This window comes from Paenibacillus sp. QJM3NY_38 (genome assembly GCF_056173265.1).
Genome location: NZ_CM149665.1, coordinates 1676094 through 1695355, shown reverse-complemented (window position 1 = coordinate 1695355; position 19262 = coordinate 1676094). Strand labels below are relative to the sequence as shown.

Genomic DNA, 19262 nt, shown 5'->3' with positions numbered 1-19262 from the left:
GGGACGATCGCCGTCAAAGCGCTGCCGCAGCTTAGCGAATTATTCGCCAGCTGCGGGAAGCGTAATGACAGCATCCGTCCCCACTCCTTTTTTACTCGTAAAATAAATGTCTCCATTCATGGCTTCGATAATTCGGAATGTCACCATCAGGCCAAGCCCCGTGCCTTTGGTTTTGTTGGAGAAATAAGGCTCTCCCAGCCGTGCCAACACATCCGGCTCCATCCCTTCGCCATTATCTACAACATGAATAAATACCTGGTCCTGCTGGCGATAGCAGCGGATATGAACCAATCCCTCTTCGCCCAGCGCCTCGATGCTATTCTTAACAATGTTGATAAAAGCCTGCTTAAATTTCGAGGAATTCCCCCGAATCGTAATATCCTCCGGAATATCAACGGTAATCCTGCCTCCTTGGAGGTGGGCAAGCGGACCAAGTATGCCTTCGATATGTTTAAACTCCTCCGCAACCCGAAGCACGGTGTCTTTGCCGAATTCCGGTTTGGCAAAGGTCAAGAAATCCGTAATAATGCCGGATGCACGGTCCAATTCCACCAGAGCCAAATCCAAATATTCGCGTTCCGCGGCTTGGGCTTTTCCGGTGAGAAGCTGCAGGAATCCCCGCGTAACTTGCAGCGGGTTACGAACCTCATGCGCAACCGATGCTGCAAGCTCACTGATGATCTCCATTTTCTCCGATCGCTGTAGTTCATTGTTGAACATCTCAAGCTCCTTGGAGTATTGAAGAATCCGTTCGTGGTTTTTGGCAAAATGCCGTCCCAGAATGACAATCAAGGCAATAATGAAGCTGACAATCCCCCATTTCCAGAGGAAGAGATTGTAGCTGCCTCGGGTGAGGAAAAATTGCAGCAGCTCGCTTAAGCCCACAACTGCGAAGATTGCAAAGCCTGCATTAAAAATAACAGCGTCCTTATTACCCTTCACGGCATAATACATGGAGCTTCCGACCAGCAATACAAATTGAACGATCATCACAATACCCATTACATGAACGGAGAAGAAATAATACAGATCGAACCATTGATTCGAACCCCATTGATTAACAATCAGAAACAACCCGCAAAACAGCGAGTAAAATATTTGGAACTTGCGGAGTTTGCGCAGCAAGCCTTTCCAGCCGGGCCCAAAGATGGTTTCAAAAAAGAGACTGAACGAAGGAAGTAAGATAAATAATGAGATGTCATATAAGTGAGTATAAATATTGCCATATTGATTAAAAATCGTATAAAGAAACGGGGAGTATGTAAACACCAGTATGCCTACAGATAAAATAATGCAAGAAAGGGATAATACAGCGACCAAATACTTTCTGTTCAAAAAAATAGCGCAGATCAACATCACCAATGCGATAAATATAAAGGCGCTCCCAAGAATGATGTCCATTAAATTCGACTTGATAAACCGATTAAACATGTCCTGATAATCGCCGACGAGGATTTTCCCTTCAATCGTCACATGATCTCTAGCGGTCTCCAGCCAGATGTGAAGGTCCTTGCCGAGCATGTTCTGATGCAGAGGAAGCAAGATGTAATTAAGCTCATAATTGTACGTTCGGGTAGATTCGTAAATCTTCTCATGGTTCGCATAAACCGCAACCTGTTGTCCGTGGAGCTTATCAATCAAAATGCCAGGGGATGCGGATGCGATCTCGGGAATCTTCATATGAATCCACGCGGATGCCTTGGTATGCGGCTTAAAAGGCTTCGAATCACCGGCCGAAGTTTCCATCAAGTCATTGATATGAACGGGCACGCTCTCCGGTATCCCCCGGGACTCCGACCAGAGGATTCTCCACTCCTTAATCGCTGCACGAACTGCCGTTTCTTCGGTGGCAAAGACAAGCCTGGGGAGCCCCTGGCTTAAAGTAAATACGATGATCAGGAACACAGCGATTCTCCATCCAGACTTCATTGACGCACCTCAAACATTATAATGAGTGAAACTCTTACTGTGTTATTCGATGCAACAAAACCTTCCACCTTCTAATATTCGGAAAAATGATAAAATTTTCTATTAAAGATGTAACAAAGAGAGACACCGTTATGGCGTCTCTCTTCCCAATTATACTTCCGATTCCTGCGTAGCAGGTACGGCGGGAAAGCGGATAATGGCCTCGGTCCCGCTCCCCTTCTCACTAACAAAATGAATGGTGCCCTGCATCGCTTCGATGATTCGAAAGGTAACCATCAACCCAAGCCCCGTCCCTTTGGACTTATTGGAGAAATAAGCCTCGCCAAGTCTCTCAAGATCCGCAGCATCCATTCCGATGCCGTCATCTTTGATGTGAATGACCACTTCTTCTCCCTTGGCATAGGCCCATATGCGAATAACCCCTTCTCCATCCAGTGCTTCGATACTGTTCTTGACGATATTAATCATCGCTTGTTTGAGTTTGGAAGAATTACCCGTCATGAATAATTCCTTTGCGTTATCCAGCTCGATCGAGCCCCCGCTAAGATTGGCAAGCGGCAGCAGGATGCCTTTTACATGCTTCAACTCTTCATACACATTCAGCTTGGTCTCGTTCTCCAATTCAGGCTTGGCAAATGTGAGGAAATCCGTGATGATTCCCGAAGCCCGGTCCAGCTCCTTCAGCGCCAGGCCAAAATACTCCTTCTCCGCCTGTTTGGTGTTCTGTGCCAGCAGCTGCATGAAGCCGCGTGTCACTTGCAGTGGATTACGAACCTCGTGTGCTACTGAGGCGGCCAGCTCGCTGATGATCTCCATCTTCTCCGATCGCTGAAGCTCATTATTAAACATCTCCAGTTTCCTGGAATACTGCAGCACTTGCTCATGGCTGCGGACGAATTTACGGCCCAGCATGACAATCAAGGAGACAATCAGTCCGATAATGCCCCACTTCCATAAAAAGAAATGATATTGCCCGTCATGGTAATAAAAAGCCAGCAGATCTCCGAGCGTCGCTAACGCCATCATCCCGAAGCCTACAGAAAAGATATAAGCGTCCTTGTTCCGCTTGGAAGCATACAGAATCGTAGTACCGACCAGCAGCAGCATCTGCAGGATAATCAGAATACCCAGGATCTTCACCGAAACCAAATAGTAGATCTCATAAAATGAATGATGGCTGACCACATGGGCAACTAGAAATATCAGGCATATGACGGAATAGGCTATTTGAAATCTTCGGCAGTAGCGAATGACTCGATAGGGCCCGGGGCCATATATATTCTCAAAATAGTAATACAGCGCCGGCAGCACGGCGAAGAGTGAAATATCAAACACCGAGACCCACACGCTGCCTTGGTCTCCATAGAAAGTGTATAGGAACGGTGAATACGTAATAAGCATAGCCCCGCTTGCCAGAATAACCACGCTAAGCGACAGCCAGCTGGATACCGTATGCTTCGGAAGGAACAAGCAGCAAAAGAACATGACCATCGCAATAAACAGAAACGAGCTGCCCAATATGAAATCTTCCAGGTCCTTCTTGATAAAGCTTCCACGCAAATGCTCATATTCGCCAAGTATAATATCGCCTTCGATGCCTAACGTCATATCCCTGACGCCGTTCGTCCATATATAAACGGTCTTGCCGGCATCATCCGGATGGACCGGAAGCAGAAGAGAATGATTCGTGTACATATAGTCTCGCTTGGCTTCATACACCTGTTCATTCTCCAAGAAAGCCACAACATCCTGTCCCTTGATGCGGTCAATCATGATGGCAGAATGTTTCCAAGGGAGAGCCGGTAAAGTAAAACGATTCCATGCTGAATACACCCCATCTGACTCGGGGGGTCCCTTCTTGTCTGATATTCCCGCCAACCAGCTTCTTCCCTGCAGGTTGACCGGCGAAACAACCTCCTGTTGTTCGTTATCCCACATAAACTGCCAATCGGATATCACGATTTGAGAACTCTTTGCGTCCGATTTTCCCGGTGATATGGTCGATATAATCAGCAGCAGCGGTACCACCAGCAGAAGCAGGAATATGGATTTGGGCATATCCTTCATCTAGTCAGCACCTCTAACCGTCTATAGTCAATAAAAGTCCGCATCTTCTCTGTGCAGCTAATTCGACAAACTTCGTGTTCATTTACAATCAATATAACATGAAACGTCTGTTCCGTTTGTAAATTTTTTATTACATACAGGCAAATGAAAAGGGATCGCCCTTAACCCTAAGGTTAAAAGCAATCCCTTACACCTCTAGTGTGTGGAGCTTGTAGCAAGGCCGACTTTATCAACCATCTGCTGACTTTCGTCGTTCAACCCCACGAGCCTGATGTCTTTACCCGCTTCCTTGTACTTATTTAATACCTTGGAAATGGCATTCGTGGCTGACTGATCCCATACATGGGATTTGGAAAAATCAATCACGACCTGCTCAGGGTCCTCATTTACGTCAAACAGGTTTACAAAATACATCATCGTTCCGAAAAATAACGGTCCCCGGATTTCGTATACCTTCGTACCGTTTGGCTGCACATGCGGTACGGCATGGATTTTTGCCATTTTCCAGCCGAAATTCAGCGCGCTTAATATAATTCCGATCATGACCCCGATGGCCAGGTTATGCGTGGCCACCACGATGATTACCGTTGCCAGCATGACAATGGCATCCCCTAGTGGTACACGATGAAGTGTGCGAAGCGATCCCCATTCAAACGTGCCGATGGAAACCATAAACATGACCCCGACAAGCGCTGCCATCGGAATTTGTTTCACGACATCACCGAGCACAATGATGAGAAACAGCAGGAACACACCGGACACCAGCGTTGATAACCGGGTGCGACCGCCTGATTTGACATTAATCACTGTCTGTCCGATCATGGCGCAACCGGCCATGCCGCCGAAGAAACCAGTGATCACGTTGGAAACACCCTGCCCGCGGATTTCGCGGTTCTTGTCGCTGCCGGTCTCCGTCATCTCATCCACGAGTGACGCCGTCAGCAGCGATTCCGTCATCCCGACGACAGCAAGAGCCAGAGATATAGGCAATATCGTCATGATCATATCCAAACTGATGGTTACATTCGGAATGTGGAAGAACGGAAGAGCCTGCGTAATGTTGCCCATGTCGCCCACCGTTTGCACAGGAGCTTTGAACCACACCGCGATGATGGTCATCACAATGATGGCAACAAGCGCCGAAGGAACTGCTTTGGTAATCAGCGGCAGCAAGTAGATGATAAGCAGCGTTCCGATGACCATCAAGTACATCGGCCACGACTCGCCCTTGAAATTCGGAAGCTGGGCCAGAAATATGATGATGGCCAGCGAGTTCACGAATCCGGTGATGACCGGCTGGGGAACAAACGTAATAAACCGCCCGAATTTGAGCGCCCCCATCAACAATTGCAAAATACCTGTAAGAATGGTTGCCGCATACAAATACTCGATCCCGTGCATCGCCACGAGCGGCCCCATTAATGACGCCATGGCCCCTGTTGCTGCGGAGATCATGCCGGGACGGCCCCCAAAGAATGAAATACTGACTGCTATCACAAAAGAGGCATAGAGTCCAACCATGGGATCGACGCCAGCCATGATGGAGAATGCGATCGCTTCCGGTATGAGAGCGAACGCTACCGTCAATCCTGACAAAATATCCCTGCGCGAGTTGCCAAAGAAGCCTTGTTTAATCCATTGAAACAAAGTCCTGATCACTTCCTGTTCTATTATAGTGGTTTGACAATCCACTCTCAGGATTGTCCTGGTCCGATAATCACTTTTTCGATTATAACGGGATCATTTCAAAATTTCATTATTCAATTTAAGGAACCTATCCCACGATATCATTCATTTTCTCCCGTTTGTCTTGAATTACGTCCATTTTTCCAATTTAAAAAATATTCATAATACGGCAAATGACAGGGAAAGATAAAACTTGTTTGGTTTATCATAACCTGAAAAGATCCAAGATTCATTCTTGATTCAGCGGGTAAAGTCGAAGTATAGAAACCTATTGGATTTGAACACTTGGAAGGAGATGGACCCTATGCGAGACGAAAATAACCGCAATACGCTGGCAGATTTGACATATTTGGAATTCGAGGCCAAACGGAGAGTCGAGGATACGGACATGATTCCACAAGATGATCTGAGAGACGTCAACACCTACACGGAGCAAAGTTTAAGCAGCGAAGACGCGGACCACATCGCCTACGATCAGAATGAAGCTGCGCCTGCGGATGCGAAACCAGAAGAACGTCTGAACCCGGATCACAGCGCCATCGATGCATGGGAAGCGACCGGTGCCGATCCCGATCAGCGGACCATTGCCGACGAGAGAAGCTTTTCCTCCTCGGGACTGGCCGAAGCAGACCGGATCGAACGGAATCGACCAGTCGATGAAACTTACATTCGCGATGTCGCAGATGATGTAACGGATCGGGAATGGCGAGCCGCCGAAGATGAGCCCCCTTCTCGCCCCGGAGACGAAATTATCGGCCAATACTCCGGCGATACAGAACGGCGGCTTGCAGCTGACGCTTCATTAACCGGCAGCGGTACTGCGTTTTTAAATCAGGACATTTTTACGAATTACCCGTCCGAAGAAGATGAATACCAGCCGCTGGAGGATGTACCGGATGCGGACGCCATAGCGGCTAACAGCCCGGTGGACCCAGCCGTCCCGCCAACGGAGCAGATGCACGGAACCGATCTACTAAACGGCAGCCATGGTGAGGACGACTAAACCGGCAAGACCCGCCTCCCTAAGAGGAAGGCGGGTCTTATACTTGTATGGGTTCGATCCTCTATTTTCCGAATATGATATCCAGCCAGCCGAGAAATGACATCCACAGCAGGATGCCGATCAAGGTACCCCATATGAGTGCTGTTAATATGTTTCCCTTTCTTTCCATGCCTATGCCTCCCATACAACATCTTTTATAGTAAAACAGTATGGGTCGAGCTATCAGTTCTTATACTAGCCAACCATTTCAAAGACTAGATTTAATAGGAGGAACAGCCGATGAAGAAGCATCCTGACGAGAACCCGCGTTTAGTGACCGAACGCGACATTGATGAGGATTTTGGCCTGTTTGTCGAGGATTCATATCCGGACAGTATCCCGTTACCCGACAGCATCAAACACGAGAAGCCGGATGGCAGCGAAACGAGCAACCGCGGAAACTCTTCATCTTCCTGATCCTTCACACCGGAAATGTAACCTCTACGTTCACCCAATTCATACCTTCCAACATACACTACACCATACGACCCTGGAAGGATGATGCTGATATGAAAGGATTGCCGATCCGTCCCTGCGGACATAAAATCACGCTGCAGCAGCGGCTGGCCTCTTTAACCGGTCATCTGGTAGAAGTCAACGCACCGAACACCGGTTTGGAACCCGGACGTTTGCAGCGGGTATTCCCGAAAAATTTCATCAAGGTACAGGGCGAGCTCTTTGTGCCGTCCAGTCTCAACTCGGTTCGGGTATTTGATGTCAAGCCGCCGGGCAAAACGGTGCTGGTAGGCGTGCGGACCACCTTCTCTACCCGTGGTGCCTTTAACCGGATCCGTCTGGTCAGAATCGGAGCCGATTTTATTGAATTGCTCGCCAAGGATAAGAACCGTTCCCGGATTCTGCTCCCATTAAACAAAGTGGAGGGCATATTCCCGGTGAAGTAGAGACAGTTAAACGCTTTCCTTTTCCTGAGGCTTCCAGACTTGCGACAAGTCCGGAGGCTTATTTTTTTGATTATGGAGTGCAAGGCAGGACCGACTTTGGCTTCTGTGACATTACGTTACGTCGAAACGTTTTCCTATAGATTATGTATACTCACCTTTTTCGATTTTCAGTACTTGTCCAACCTGTGATAAAATATGATACAGATTAATTACTTAAGGCTTGAGAAGGAATAACAGGAGGAATCAATGATGTTGAAACGCAGAACACGCTGGATGCCCGCCCTATTCGTCATCCTGGCGCTGCTGCTCGTGATGACGGCATGCGGTCAGAATGACAAGGGAGCCGAAAGCGGCGCAGGCGGCGGAACGGGCTCGACGACCGGGGCAACAGCACCCGAAGCGGAAGCCCCGAAGGAAACCGAGGTTAAGCAGAACGTGCCGGACCCGAACGCCAGCCACCCTATCGTTACCATTGAGATGGAGAACGGCAAAACGATAAAGCTTGAGCTTTATCCGGAGGTTGCGCCGAACACGGTGAACAATTTCATCTCCCTGGTGGAACAAGGATTCTACGATGGGACAGGCTTTCACCGCGTCATCCCCGGCTTCATGATTCAGGGAGGCGACCCTGACGGTAACGGAACGGGGGGACCCGGCTACGCTATTCCCGGCGAATTTACGTCCAACGGCTTTCAGAATGACCTGAAGCATACGACTGGCGTATTATCGATGGCCCGGGCGCAGGATCCAAACTCCGCCGGATCGCAATTCTTCATTATGGTTGCGGATGCACCTTCGCTGGATGCTCAGTACGCATCCTTCGGTAAGGTGATCGAAGGAATGAAAACCGCAGAGGAGATCGTGGGCTTGGAGCGGGATCAGATGGACAAACCGCTTGAGGTTCCCGTCATGAAGAAAGTGACGGTTGATACGCTCGGCAAGGATTATCCGGATCCCGAGAAGCAGGAATAGCATCTTTTCGGACTAGCATTGCCTCGCAAGTTCATGGCATTGGCACACATCCCGGATCACTTGTGAATACAGGCATACCGGCAGGTTTAACGATACAACAAAACAAGACCCGTACGCTGAATTGAGCGTGCGGGTCTCTTTTTTAAGTTACAGCCTGTTGTCTCTTCTAGGAATGGGCCGGCTTCTCGATGACGTACAAGCAAGTGCTGTCAGGCAGCTTCACCGGCTTCCCATCTTCATCCATGAATTCGATTCGATCAGCCAATGCCTCGGCATATCCTTCCTGCAGATAATGCTGCTCCACGCGGATAATCGCCTCAGGACCTAGCGTCCTGCGTATACATTCCGCATACTGCGTAGGCGTAAAGTAGCCAAACTGCTCTTGCACTTCATGAACGTAAGCTTCAGCCCCCCAAGTATAGGTGTACAGGAACTCCATTGCATCGTTCACGGGAATGCGCACTTCCGCCTCGGCCAGCTGCTCGTATGATATGACCCGCCCTTTGAAATCCGAGGCATATCGGATCAGCCATTCTATACCGTCAGCCTCAAGGAAGCGAATCCTTCTCCATGCATCCTCGGGCTCGGTCATAATCCCGTCACGGATGATGATGCGCCCCCCTGGAGCAAGCACGTCATAGGCACTGAGCAAGGCTGCCTCCACGGTCGCCGTATTGAAGCGTGAACCGTCCGTCTCAATGTACGAATACAACTCATGTAAGATTGAAGAGAAGATAACCGTATCCACACTCCCCGGCTCCACGTAATCCCTGAGGTTCAGCGCGTCCCCTTTCATCACTTCCCATGCTTTGTGCTCCAAACGTTTACGTTTCTCCAGCGCTTCAATCACGTTCGAGGAGATGTCGATCCCGACCGGACGCGCTTGCGGCAACCGTTCCTCGATCAGGTCAAGCAGCACGCCGCCTCCGGGCCCGATATCCAGCACCGCCGTTCCCGTAATATAATCCAGAATCACTTTTTTATAATCTCCCGTGCTGTTCATATCGCTCAAATAACTCTCTTCGTTATGAAATCTGTCGTAGGCGTCGCGGCGCAGGCCGAACAGGTCGAACAGGAGCAGGACCGCTTTCTCATAGAGGGGCGATTTCTCCGCTTCGATGCAAAATTCAATTAATTTCTCCGCTGCTTGCGAGAATTCGAAGGTAAAAAATACCGTATCCGGCAGCTCCGGCTTCCGTTCAATCCGGTGGCTCAGATGCGGGTTGGCCATCACCGACATGAAGGCAAGACGCCCAATCCGTTTGGCGCAAATATTGCTCAATCATTCTCTTCTTATATACGTTCAGCTTCTTGACGCCTTTGTAATCGTAATACATATCGTTCATCAGCGGCTCAAAGCTTAAGTGGTTCACCGATTCCGGAAGCAGCCGATCCCCTTGCCCCTCCGCAAGCGGCTGATCCGGGTCCCGCTTCTCCGAATGGAGAGCAAGCAGAAGAACTTTCACGAATTCTTCCAACGAGAAATCCTGCAGGGCGGCTTCCACGTACCAGAGCGTCATATCCTGAAATCCATGCAGAACAGCTGACAGATCACACTGCTCACGAATCCCATGAAGCTGCTTATCGAAGTCTTCTCCGCGGGCAATCGAAACGGATCGAAGACGGCGCAGCCGTTCCTCGTAAGTCCACCGATCCGGTACGGTCCCTTCGGCAAGATTCCGAATAAGCTGAGTTATTTCTTCCTGAACGGAATGCCAGAGCTCCTCCGATACGCCGCCGATGATGCAGTGATTCAAGGGGATTAGCAGCCGGATCAACTCATCCGCGGTCAGCCGTCCTTCCTCCGTAAGCTTATGCAGCGGCAGATTCTCCTCAAAAGCGACTTCTCCGCGAATGTGTTGCCCAAGCAGTCCATGGGTAAGTATGAGTGTGTGGACCATCTCCTCATGCGGAGACATGGTTCCGTTGCCGTCCCGGATATGTCTCTCGTATAGCTGGGCAGACCCGATATTATGAAGGAACAAGTTAATACCCGACTGCTGCCAGCGAAGTCGATCCCGCATCGTTCCGCCCTTGGCCGTTTCCGCCCACACCAGTACTTCTTCCAGCAGTTCTTTGATCCAATAGGAAACAGGCAGCGAATCCAGTATCTTCAATGTACGTTCTACATAATCGAGCACGGGGTTGGCATGGGCCAATTGGCCAATGGACGCAATCCGTTCCAGATTCACGATTCGTTCTTCGGCTGATACCAGTTTCATTAACCAAGGATACCTCTTGGCAGCCGCTTCATCCCCCTGCCGAAAAGCGGTTATGATATCCAGCGCGTGCAGCATAGATTGTTCCTCCACTTCCTGAAATAATAATGAACACGTTACGTTTTTTCGCTGCTACGATTATAACAAATTCCTGTCGATGGAATGCAAGCATTTGGTAGTAGCCGATGCTACAGGGTATACTGGTCAACGAAACCATATTTTTTATTGATGTGAAGGAGTGAGTGTACATGAGCCTGAAAAATAAAACAGCCCTCATCACGGGTGCAGGTAAAGGGATTGGACGTGCTCTGGCGATTGCTCTTGCCAAGGAAGGCGTGCACGTTGGGCTTGTAGCCCGTACGGCAGCTGATCTGGAGCCGCTGAGCGCCCTGGTTGCTGAACAATATGGTGTCAGAGCCGTTGCTGCAGTTGCCGACGTTTCCGTGCAGAGTGAGGCCGAGGCTGCGTTTGCAGCGGTAAACATGGAGCTCGGCTCGGTAGACATTCTGATTAACAATGCGGGCATTGCCCAGTTCGGCAATCTGCTGGAAATGGAACCTGAAGCCTGGAAACGTATCATTGACGTAAATCTGATGGGGACTTACTACATGACGCGCGCAGCGCTGCCCGGCATGATCGAGCACAACAAGGGCGATATCATCAACATCTCTTCTACGGCCGGAGAGCGCGGATTCGCCACGGGCTCTGCCTATAACGCTTCTAAATTTGCCGTTATGGGACTGACCGAAGCTGTGCTCCAGGAGGTCCGCAAACACAACATTCGGGTGACCGCACTGACCCCAAGCACCGTGAACACGGATCTTGCCGTCAATGCCGGCCTGAAGATCGGGGACGAGGACCGGATGATGCAGCCAGAAGACGTAGCTGAGCTTGTGCTCGCTGCACTGAAGCTCCCGCAGCGCGTTTTTGTCAAAACCGCCGGGATTTGGACAACCAACCCGCAATAATGGCGCGTCGACAGACGCACCTATTGCTACAGCCATTCAAGGGTGTTCCCTGGTCATCGGCCAAGGGAGCACCCTTTTTTGCACACAGCCTGGATATAAAGCGACCGTAACGCGGCCAGCAACAATTGTTCTTTTTTCCATACGGAATCAAGTGTCAACAATCCGTTGTCATGATATAATGACATGGCGTCATACGACAGCCAGATATTTATCTTAAGCTACACTCATGGAAAGAAGATGACAACAGCATGATCGCTGACATTTTACTCGAAGTGGTACTTCCCATTTTTGTCCTGATAGGCTTTGGCATTATTATGCAATATGCCTTTAAACTCGATTTGTACACACTCGCCAAGATCAACTTTTATTACATTACGCCTGCAGCGGTATTTATGAGTATGTACGAATCCAAAATGTCACCGCAGCTCCTGGGCATGGTGGCCTTATTCTATGCGCTCTATATCGGCGTGCTCTACGTGATCAGCATGCTGGTTGCCAAGCAGCGCAAATTCAATCGGGGGATGAGAGCTGCTTTTACCAACAGCCTTCTGCTCGATAATTCGGGAAACTACGGCCTTCCGATCAATGATCTGGCCTTCAAGGGAGATCCGATGGCCGGCTCGGTACAAGCGCTCATCATGTCTTTTCAGAGCCTCCTTACGTTCACGTACGGAGTTATTTCCATTCAGGGAGCCAAGACGGAAGGATTATACAAACAGGCCATCATCGGATTTCTGAAAATGCCCGTTCCTTATGCCCTCGTCATCGGCATTGTGCTGCATGCCCTGGCGTTGCCGCTCCCGGTCTTTATCTCGCAGCCGCTGATGTATGCGGACCAATCCATGGTCGCGATCGCCCTGCTGACGCTCGGCGCACAGATCATTAAATATCCGCTCCGCCTGCGCCGGCTCGATGTTTACCTCAGCGTTCTGCTGCGTCTGCTGGTCGCGCCAGCCATCGGCATTCTGATCGTGCTGCTGCTCGGCTTAAAGGGTATCCCGGCTCAAGCCCTCATCATTGCTTCAGGCATGCCGGTTGGCGTAAATTCATCGATCTTGGCGGAAGAATATCAGAATGAGCCTGATTTTGCTGCACAAACTGTCCTTATATCGACCATACTAAACGTAATTACAATTACCGGCTTAATTACATTAGCCAAATTTGTAGCTTAACGCTAACTCATCTCTGCTAGGAGGAATTTACATATGAATTTTGATCTTGCAATAGACCGAACCTGTACCGACTGCCAGAAGTGGGACAATGTTCCCACCATCTTCGGCGTGCCGGATGCGCTTCCGATGTGGGTGGCTGACATGGACTTTGCCGCGCCTCCCGCCGTTGTAAAGGCGCTCCATCAACGGGTGGAGCATGGCGTATTCGGATATACGTTCCCTTCCGACTCTTACCGTGAAGCGATATGCGACTGGATGGAGAAACGCCACAGCTGGAGTATTCAGCAGGAGTGGATTCAATTCTGTCCGGGTGTCGTTCCGGCACTCAGCCTGATCGTGGATGCGTTCACCGAGCCGGGCGATCAAGTCGTCATCCAGACGCCGGTCTATCCGCCATTCTATAGCGTCGTTCAGGACCATGGCCGTGAGCTGGTGCATAATCCGCTGCTTCGAAGCGAGGACGGCGATTACTCGATGGATTTCGAAGACTTGGAGAAGAGCTTTTCTACAGGCAAAGTCAAAATGCTCATTCTGTGCAGTCCGCACAACCCGGTGGGCCGGGTGTGGAGCAGAACAGAATTAGAGCGACTGGCTTCTCTCTGCCAGCAATACGATGTGCTTGTCGTATCCGATGAAATCCATGCGGATCTGGTGTTTGAATCCGGCGCGCATACGCCATTCGCTGCTCTGTCCGAGGATGCCGCCGAGCGTTCCATCATCTGCACCGCGCCAAGCAAGACGTTTAATATCGCCGGTCTGAACACGGCGAACATCATCATTTCGAATGCGCAGCTGCGCAGCAAGTTCCGCAAAATACTGAACCGTTACGCCATCGGCTCCATTACACCGATGGGCGCCGCCGCCACCGAGGCCGCTTACCGTGAGGGTGGACCATGGCTGGATGAACTCCTGGTTTATATCCGCGGGAACATGGAGCTGGTTGCGAATTACGCACAGGAGCATCTGCCCGAGCTGAAGGTGGTTATACCGGAGGCTACTTACCTGCTGTGGATTGATTTCCGTGGAATGGGCATGTCCCACGAGGACTTAAATCGCTTCCTGGTTCAAGAGGCAAAGCTTGGATTAAACAGCGGGGCGGCCTTCGGGAAGGAAGGCGAAGGTTTTATGCGCATGAACCTGGCCTGCACGCGTGCCACCGTTCAGGAGGCGTTGTCTCGTCTGCATAAAGCTGTCGAGGAATGGCGGAAAGCCTAAGGACATAAACTCAATCACAAAAGGAGCCGCGCTATACGCGCAGCTCCTTTTATTGCTTGCAAAATTTCGAACCCTGCCTAAACCTGTTATCCTGTTTCGCCCTCCGATCGAGCAGTCTTACATCATGCTTCCGCTGTCGTCTGTACCAGAAGTCAGCCCCTCAATTGTCACGGCTCCATTCAGACTGTCGCCGCCCACCTGTCCCCGCTCCATCTGATAACCTGCGTCCAGCATCGAACCATCCAGCTGATGAAGCTGCTGGCTGACTTGGTCCATCTGCTGGAACAGCTGACGATGTTGATAAGCTTCGGCGTACTCGCTCTGCTGCGTTGTCTCGTCCATTTGCTCGAATGCCGTTTTGTTCTCGCCCAGCACCTGGCGGTACTGCTCCGCTATAGCTGTTCGGATATCCTGCACTGCGTTCATCATCCCATGCAAGACCATTCGGCAATTCACCAGTTCCTGCCGGACGGCAGAAGAAGTTTCAGGCGTAACCCCAGCTTGAGCGCTTTGAAGCTCGGCTTGGAACTGGCTGAGCTGACTTGCGATCATCCCGACTTCGTTCATTCCCCCGTTTTGCGCTGCAGTGGTCAATTGACCCGACAACTGGTTGAGTCTCATCGACATATTTTGAATATGATTCATTGCAATTCCCCCTTTTCCGGATAGCGTCCATGTTTAAGGATAGGATGCGATAAACCATGGATTGCTATTCATGTCGATATCTGGTCAGGGGGTCCCGTCTGTTGGAATACGGGACGGGATGCCGATATAATAGAGTAAGCCATCATATGAAAGTAGGTAGATTATAGAGTCCTCATGATCAAACGCAAAAAAACGACACTTTTCCTAATTGCTGCCTTATTACTCGCCATATTTTATATGCAGCTGCAAACCTCCATACCGGGATTCATCAACGATCTCGAGTTTGATTTTAACAGTAAAGAAACACCTGAAGTCACCCAGCTCCACCCGTATGTATTACAGCAAAAGAATGAGCTTGTCCGTCTCACGAAGAAAAAAGGGATCACGATCATCATAACGGACGGTTACCGCAGCCATGAAGAGCAGACCCGCATCTACAATCAGGGCCGCAGCACCGAGGGCGACATCGTGACGAATGCCAAGGCCGGAGAATCCCTCCACAACTATGGACTTGCGATTGATTTTGCGCTAAGACTAAAGGATGGAAGCGTCATCTGGGATATGGAATATGACGGGAACGGAAACGGCAAGGCTGACTGGATGGAAGTTGTGGAAATTGCCAAAGATTTAGGCTTCCAGTGGGGCGGCGATTGGGCCAACTTCCCGGATTATCCGCATCTGCAGATCGATTTTGGACTGACGATCCGTGATTTGAAACGGGGAAAACTCCCTCCCATGGACGCTTCCGAGTATTCGGAAACAAAGTGAAATCATATTGCTATTTGAAGAACTCGATAGGTAAGGTATCTCCAGATAAGCGCAGCTAGATCCCATATATAGAATATTAACGGACACCATCGACGTTATTTAAGAATTTATGCCGTATTTTCAGAATATAACGGACACGAAAGTCGCTATTCTAATAAAATATAGATTATTTCCGCTTTTAAGCGTATATAAGAGCTCCCCTGTCCGTATGAAGAAAATAGTGACTATTTTAACGAAATAACGTATGCTGAGTCCGTAAGAATTACTACACGTCAAGGTCGACCAGATCCTTCTGGTCGGCCTTTTTTGACGTTGTTCTCTGCAAAGGCGCCTGGATGGATGTTTGATATCCAACCAAATGCTTGACATTCGATTCACCTTTTGGTTATATAGTCATATATATGAGTATATAACCTTAACAGGACATGAAGGCAAGGCGGTGATTCTTATTGAGCGGTACCGTACACCCAGATAATAAGCCCCTGTTCATCCAGATCAAGGAGAAGATCGAGGACCAGATCGTGAATGATCTACTGCTTGAAGGTGAACAGGTTCCTTCCACGACGCAGCTATCCCAATTTTACAAAATCAATCACATCACGGTATTAAAAGGCATCAACCTCCTGGTTGATTCCGGACTCATCTATAAAAAGCGAGGTGTCGGCATGTTTGTTGCAGAGGGGGCCAAGGAAATGCTGCTCCAGACCCGAAAGAGTGCATTTGCGGAACATTATGTGGTGCCTATGGTACAGGAAGCAGACAAACTCGGCTTATCCACGGATGAGCTTTTTCAAATCATAACCCAGTTAAAAGGAAGTGACGTCCATGAATCTTGATATTCAGTTTGATCGCCTATCGGTGATATATGGTGACCTCGAAGCCGTCCGCAATGTTTCGTTTCATCTCCCGGCCGGCAAAGTTTATGGTCTCTTGGGGCGGAACGGAGCAGGCAAAACCTCGCTTCTGTCTGTTCTTGCTTCATTTCGTGAACCCTCATCGGGATCGGTTACGATTGGCGGCGAGCAGCCCTTCGAAAATGCCAAAATCATGAGGGAAGTCTCCTTCATCTACGATGTCGACTATAAAGACGAGACCGACAAGGTCAAGGCCGCGATTGAATCCGTTGCCAGGTACCGGCCCCATTTTGATACGGCTTATGCCCTGGAGCTTGCCCGCAAATTCAATTTGCCCCTGGATAAACAGCTGAAGCAGCTCTCCAAAGGCATGCAGTCCGCTTTTAACGTATGCATCGGCCTTGCCAGCCGCTCGCCGGTGACCATATTGGATGAGGTTTATCTCGGCATGGATGCGCCGTCACGCGAAATTTTTTACCGGGAGCTGCTGGAAGACCAGGAGCGCCATCTCCGTACATTCATTCTCTCCACCCACCTGGTTTCGGAGATGGATTATCTGTTCGAAGAAGTCATTATCATTCACAAAGGCCAGTTCGTGCTGCAAGACGATTATGAAAGCCTCACATCCCGAGGCGTTTCCGTTACGGGCCCGGCGGCAAAGGTAGATGAATTCATCCAGGGTATGAAGGTCCTCAACGTGCAGCAGCTCGGTTCTACCAAAGCCGTCATGGTCTATGGAGAATTAAGCGAGGAAGCTCAGCTGGCCGCACATCGGGCGGGGCTTGAGATCGGGCCGATCTCGCTCCAGGACTTGTTTATCCATCTGACGGGGGAGGAATATTCCGCATGAAAAAGACATCATCTGCCGTAACCAGAGTTTCGACGGACATGTTTATTCATCAAGGCAGCTGGGCCTTGGGATTTCTATTTATTGTGCTGCTAATCTATATTGGAGTCGGCATCGGTACCAGCATTGGTGTCAATGTTCGCGCAGGAATCGCAGAGGAGGACTACTTCTCTATCACTTACCGCTCAACCAAAGGATTTATGCTCGTCATCGGCATCATTTCGGCCTACGGCTTTCTGAGCTATTATGTAAGAAACGGGATTACGCGCAGGGATTTCTTTAAAGGAGCCGCATTGGCGGCCGTCTATCTATCATTGGCCTTTCCAGTCGTGGTGGGTCTGGTCCATTGGATCATCGGGATGGTTACCTCCCATGATGCCAGCAGCACCTTGATGCAGAAATTCGATAACAACTGGCTGCTGATACTTGTCTCCTATGGCGTCCAAATTTTTATCTACTATCTGATGGGATGGATGATTGGATCCGGATTTTACCGGTTTGACTGGATTCGCGGCTTGGGGTGGATCGCCTTAGCCCTCGTGTTGATCGCCTTCATGGATGCATTGTGGCAATTCGAGCTGGCTTCCATATGGGAACAGTGGCTGCCGGTCACGACAGACTTTTCCGTTACGCTGCCGGTCTCTCTTGCAGGCTCCCTGATCGTCATCCTGATTGCGCTTATTCTGATTCGGCTGATCACGCGAAGAGTTACGATCGAAATGTAATATGTACGCCAAAATGGCTGATTCACGGATAGCAGCATATCTACTCCGGAGTCAGCCATTTATCATTTTTTACATTGCTTGAATTAAGCAGCGCTGCTCTTCTTTTTATTATAAATATCGAAGGCTACCGCCGCGAGAAGAACCAGACCCTTGATGCCTTGCTGCCAGTCGATGCCAAGACCTACCAGCGACATCCCGTTATTGAGCACGCCCATGACAAGACCGCCGATGATGGCGCCAAAGACCGTACCGATTCCGCCGGTAGCCGATGCGCCGCCAATGAAGCTCGCCGCGATGGCATCCAACTCAAAGTTCGTGCCGGCTCTTGGCGTCGCCGCGTTCAAGCGGGCGGCAAAGATCAACCCGGAGATCGCTGCCATTACGCCCATATTAACGAATACCCAGAACGTGACCTTCTTGGTTTTCACGCCGGACAGCGCCGCCGCCTTCTCGTTGCCGCCGAGCGCATAAATATGACGGCCCATCACGGTTTTGTTCATCACAAAGGAATAGATGATGATCAGCACCAACAGCAGAATCAGAATGTTCGGGAGGCCGGCATAACTGGCCAGCATGAACGTAAAGGCATTGATCACCGCCGCGATAAGGATAAGCTTCAAGAGGAACAAGCCGTTTGGCAGAACTTCGAAGTTGTATTTTTTATGTGATTTTCGCTCGCGAAGCTCATTGATCAGGAAAATAACCGTAAAGACGATACCCGCCAGAATGGCGATCAGATTGGTGCCGGTATTGCCGAAGTCCGGTATAAAGCCGGAGCTCAGCTTCTGGAAGCCTCCCGGAAACGGCGCAATGGATTGGCCCTCCAGCACGATCATGGTTAGACCGCGGAACAAGAGCATGCCCGCCAGAGTTACGATAAAGGCCGGTATTTTCACATAAGCCACCCAGAATCCCTGCCAAGCTCCAATCAGACCGCCGACGATCAAGGATACGATGACGGCAATGACGGGATGCAGCTGCATATCGACCATCATGATCGCTGCAACCGCACCGACGAACGCGGCTACCGAACCGACCGACAAATCAATATGACCCGTAATAATGACAAGCACCATGCCGATGGCTAATACGAGGATGTAGCTGTTCTGGAGAATCAGGTTCGTGATGTTGATCGGCTCCAGCAGAAGTCCGCCCGTAATGATCTGGAAAAATATCATAATGACAACAAGGGCGATAATCATCCCGTACTGGCGGATGTTGTTTTTGAACATTTTTTTGAGTGTCTCCATC

16 protein-coding genes and 1 pseudogene are annotated in these 19262 nt (G+C 49.9%); 11 read left to right on the top strand and 6 right to left on the bottom strand.

Translation table 11 applies throughout. The annotated features are described in order from the left end of the window. Positions 1–39 precede the first annotated feature (39 nt). The 3 genes from AC0VZ8_RS07355 to AC0VZ8_RS07345 form a co-directional block, all read right to left on the bottom strand. Positions 40–1929, bottom strand: a complete 1890-nt coding sequence (locus tag AC0VZ8_RS07355) for an ATP-binding protein (RefSeq protein ID WP_475486521.1) — start codon at positions 1927–1929, stop codon at positions 40–42. 150 nt (positions 1930–2079) lie between these two features. Beyond that, positions 2080–3996 carry an ATP-binding protein gene (locus AC0VZ8_RS07350; RefSeq protein WP_475486520.1) on the bottom strand — a complete coding sequence of 639 codons (1917 nt, stop codon included), beginning with the start codon at positions 3994–3996 and terminating at the stop codon, positions 2080–2082. Positions 3997–4191: 195 nt separating this feature from the next. After that, positions 4192–5643 (bottom strand): SulP family inorganic anion transporter, encoded by a 1452-nt coding sequence (locus AC0VZ8_RS07345; protein ID WP_475486519.1) that lies wholly within the window; start codon positions 5641–5643, stop codon positions 4192–4194. 343 nt (positions 5644–5986) lie between these two features. Here AC0VZ8_RS07345 and AC0VZ8_RS07340 point away from each other — a divergent pair, with 343 nt between their 5' ends. The 4 genes from AC0VZ8_RS07340 (at position 5987) to AC0VZ8_RS07325 (ending at position 8598) form a co-directional block, all read left to right on the top strand. Next, complete coding sequence (locus AC0VZ8_RS07340; RefSeq protein ID WP_475486518.1) at positions 5987–6685, top strand: hypothetical protein; 699 nt, start codon at positions 5987–5989, stop codon at positions 6683–6685. Between the two features lie 279 nt (positions 6686–6964). Beyond that, a complete protein-coding gene (locus AC0VZ8_RS07335) occupies positions 6965–7141 on the top strand; it encodes a hypothetical protein (RefSeq protein ID WP_260066944.1) in 177 nt (58 codons plus the stop codon). A gap of 92 nt (positions 7142–7233) precedes the next feature. Then, positions 7234–7626, top strand: coding sequence for a hypothetical protein (locus tag AC0VZ8_RS07330; RefSeq protein WP_260066945.1), 393 nt, complete (start codon positions 7234–7236; stop codon positions 7624–7626). Positions 7627–7875: 249 nt separating this feature from the next. Continuing rightward, the gene (locus AC0VZ8_RS07325; RefSeq protein ID WP_475487657.1) at positions 7876–8598 is read left to right on the top strand and encodes a peptidylprolyl isomerase; all 723 of its coding nucleotides are present in this window, start codon (positions 7876–7878) and stop codon (positions 8596–8598) included. 166 nt (positions 8599–8764) lie between these two features. Here AC0VZ8_RS07325 and AC0VZ8_RS07320 read toward each other — a convergent pair. Continuing rightward, positions 8765–10895: pseudogene (locus AC0VZ8_RS07320) on the bottom strand (class I SAM-dependent methyltransferase). A gap of 170 nt (positions 10896–11065) precedes the next feature. Here AC0VZ8_RS07320 and AC0VZ8_RS07315 point away from each other — a divergent pair. From AC0VZ8_RS07315 to AC0VZ8_RS07305, 3 genes are all read left to right on the top strand, one after another. Then, complete coding sequence (locus AC0VZ8_RS07315; RefSeq protein WP_475486517.1) at positions 11066–11785, top strand: 3-ketoacyl-ACP reductase; 720 nt, start codon at positions 11066–11068, stop codon at positions 11783–11785. A 248-nt stretch (positions 11786–12033) separates the two neighbouring features. Further along, positions 12034–12957, top strand: coding sequence for an AEC family transporter (locus tag AC0VZ8_RS07310; protein ID WP_071223514.1), 924 nt, complete (start codon positions 12034–12036; stop codon positions 12955–12957). A 33-nt stretch (positions 12958–12990) separates the two neighbouring features. Beyond that, positions 12991–14172, top strand: coding sequence for a MalY/PatB family protein (locus tag AC0VZ8_RS07305; RefSeq protein WP_475486516.1), 1182 nt, complete (start codon positions 12991–12993; stop codon positions 14170–14172). Between the two features lie 117 nt (positions 14173–14289). On the opposite strand, the gene AC0VZ8_RS07300 is transcribed toward AC0VZ8_RS07305, so the two are convergent. Further along, positions 14290–14817, bottom strand: a complete 528-nt coding sequence (locus AC0VZ8_RS07300) for a hypothetical protein (protein ID WP_475486515.1) — start codon at positions 14815–14817, stop codon at positions 14290–14292. Between the two features lie 174 nt (positions 14818–14991). On the opposite strand from AC0VZ8_RS07300, the gene AC0VZ8_RS07295 reads away from it, so the two are divergent. The 4 genes from AC0VZ8_RS07295 to AC0VZ8_RS07280 all read left to right on the top strand — a co-directional run bounded on the left by AC0VZ8_RS07295 (position 14992) and on the right by AC0VZ8_RS07280 (position 18011). Beyond that, a complete protein-coding gene (locus tag AC0VZ8_RS07295) occupies positions 14992–15585 on the top strand; it encodes a M15 family metallopeptidase (protein WP_071223517.1) in 594 nt (197 codons plus the stop codon). 449 nt (positions 15586–16034) lie between these two features. Beyond that, positions 16035–16421: a GntR family transcriptional regulator gene (locus AC0VZ8_RS07290; protein ID WP_071223518.1), complete on the top strand. Its 387-nt coding sequence runs from the start codon at positions 16035–16037 to the stop codon at positions 16419–16421. Next, positions 16411–17289: an ATP-binding cassette domain-containing protein gene (locus AC0VZ8_RS07285; protein WP_475486514.1), complete on the top strand. Its 879-nt coding sequence runs from the start codon at positions 16411–16413 to the stop codon at positions 17287–17289. Before AC0VZ8_RS07290 ends, AC0VZ8_RS07285 begins: the two co-directional genes overlap by 11 nt. Continuing rightward, complete coding sequence (locus tag AC0VZ8_RS07280; RefSeq protein WP_475486513.1) at positions 17286–18011, top strand: Tat pathway signal protein; 726 nt, start codon at positions 17286–17288, stop codon at positions 18009–18011. Before AC0VZ8_RS07285 ends, AC0VZ8_RS07280 begins: the two co-directional genes overlap by 4 nt. Positions 18012–18094: 83 nt before the next feature. Here the strand turns inward: AC0VZ8_RS07280 and mmsB are convergent, their stop codons facing one another. After that, positions 18095–19261 carry a multiple monosaccharide ABC transporter permease gene (gene mmsB, locus AC0VZ8_RS07275; protein WP_071223521.1) on the bottom strand — a complete coding sequence of 389 codons (1167 nt, stop codon included), beginning with the start codon at positions 19259–19261 and terminating at the stop codon, positions 18095–18097. Position 19262: the final 1 nt, after the last annotated feature.

Excerpts from the sequence above, each read along its gene's own strand:
- AC0VZ8_RS07300 (WP_475486515.1), bottom strand. The coding sequence starts at position 14,817 with ATGAATCATATTCAAAATATGTCGATGAGACTCAACCAGTTGTCGGGT.
- AC0VZ8_RS07280 (WP_475486513.1), top strand. The coding sequence starts at position 17,286 with ATGAAAAAGACATCATCTGCCGTAACCAGAGTTTCGACGGACATGTTT.
- AC0VZ8_RS07325 (WP_475487657.1), top strand. The coding sequence starts at position 7,876 with ATGTTGAAACGCAGAACACGCTGGATGCCCGCCCTATTCGTCATCCTG.
- AC0VZ8_RS07315 (WP_475486517.1), top strand. The coding sequence starts at position 11,066 with ATGAGCCTGAAAAATAAAACAGCCCTCATCACGGGTGCAGGTAAAGGG.
- AC0VZ8_RS07305 (WP_475486516.1), top strand. The coding sequence starts at position 12,991 with ATGAATTTTGATCTTGCAATAGACCGAACCTGTACCGACTGCCAGAAG.
- mmsB (WP_071223521.1), bottom strand. The coding sequence starts at position 19,261 with ATGGAGACACTCAAAAAAATGTTCAAAAACAACATCCGCCAGTACGGG.
- AC0VZ8_RS07295 (WP_071223517.1), top strand. The coding sequence starts at position 14,992 with ATGATCAAACGCAAAAAAACGACACTTTTCCTAATTGCTGCCTTATTA.
- AC0VZ8_RS07335 (WP_260066944.1), top strand. The coding sequence starts at position 6,965 with ATGAAGAAGCATCCTGACGAGAACCCGCGTTTAGTGACCGAACGCGAC.
- AC0VZ8_RS07355 (WP_475486521.1), bottom strand. The coding sequence starts at position 1,929 with ATGAAGTCTGGATGGAGAATCGCTGTGTTCCTGATCATCGTATTTACT.
- AC0VZ8_RS07330 (WP_260066945.1), top strand. The coding sequence starts at position 7,234 with ATGAAAGGATTGCCGATCCGTCCCTGCGGACATAAAATCACGCTGCAG.
- AC0VZ8_RS07340 (WP_475486518.1), top strand. The coding sequence starts at position 5,987 with ATGCGAGACGAAAATAACCGCAATACGCTGGCAGATTTGACATATTTG.
- AC0VZ8_RS07310 (WP_071223514.1), top strand. The coding sequence starts at position 12,034 with ATGATCGCTGACATTTTACTCGAAGTGGTACTTCCCATTTTTGTCCTG.
- AC0VZ8_RS07350 (WP_475486520.1), bottom strand. The coding sequence starts at position 3,996 with ATGAAGGATATGCCCAAATCCATATTCCTGCTTCTGCTGGTGGTACCG.
- AC0VZ8_RS07285 (WP_475486514.1), top strand. The coding sequence starts at position 16,411 with ATGAATCTTGATATTCAGTTTGATCGCCTATCGGTGATATATGGTGAC.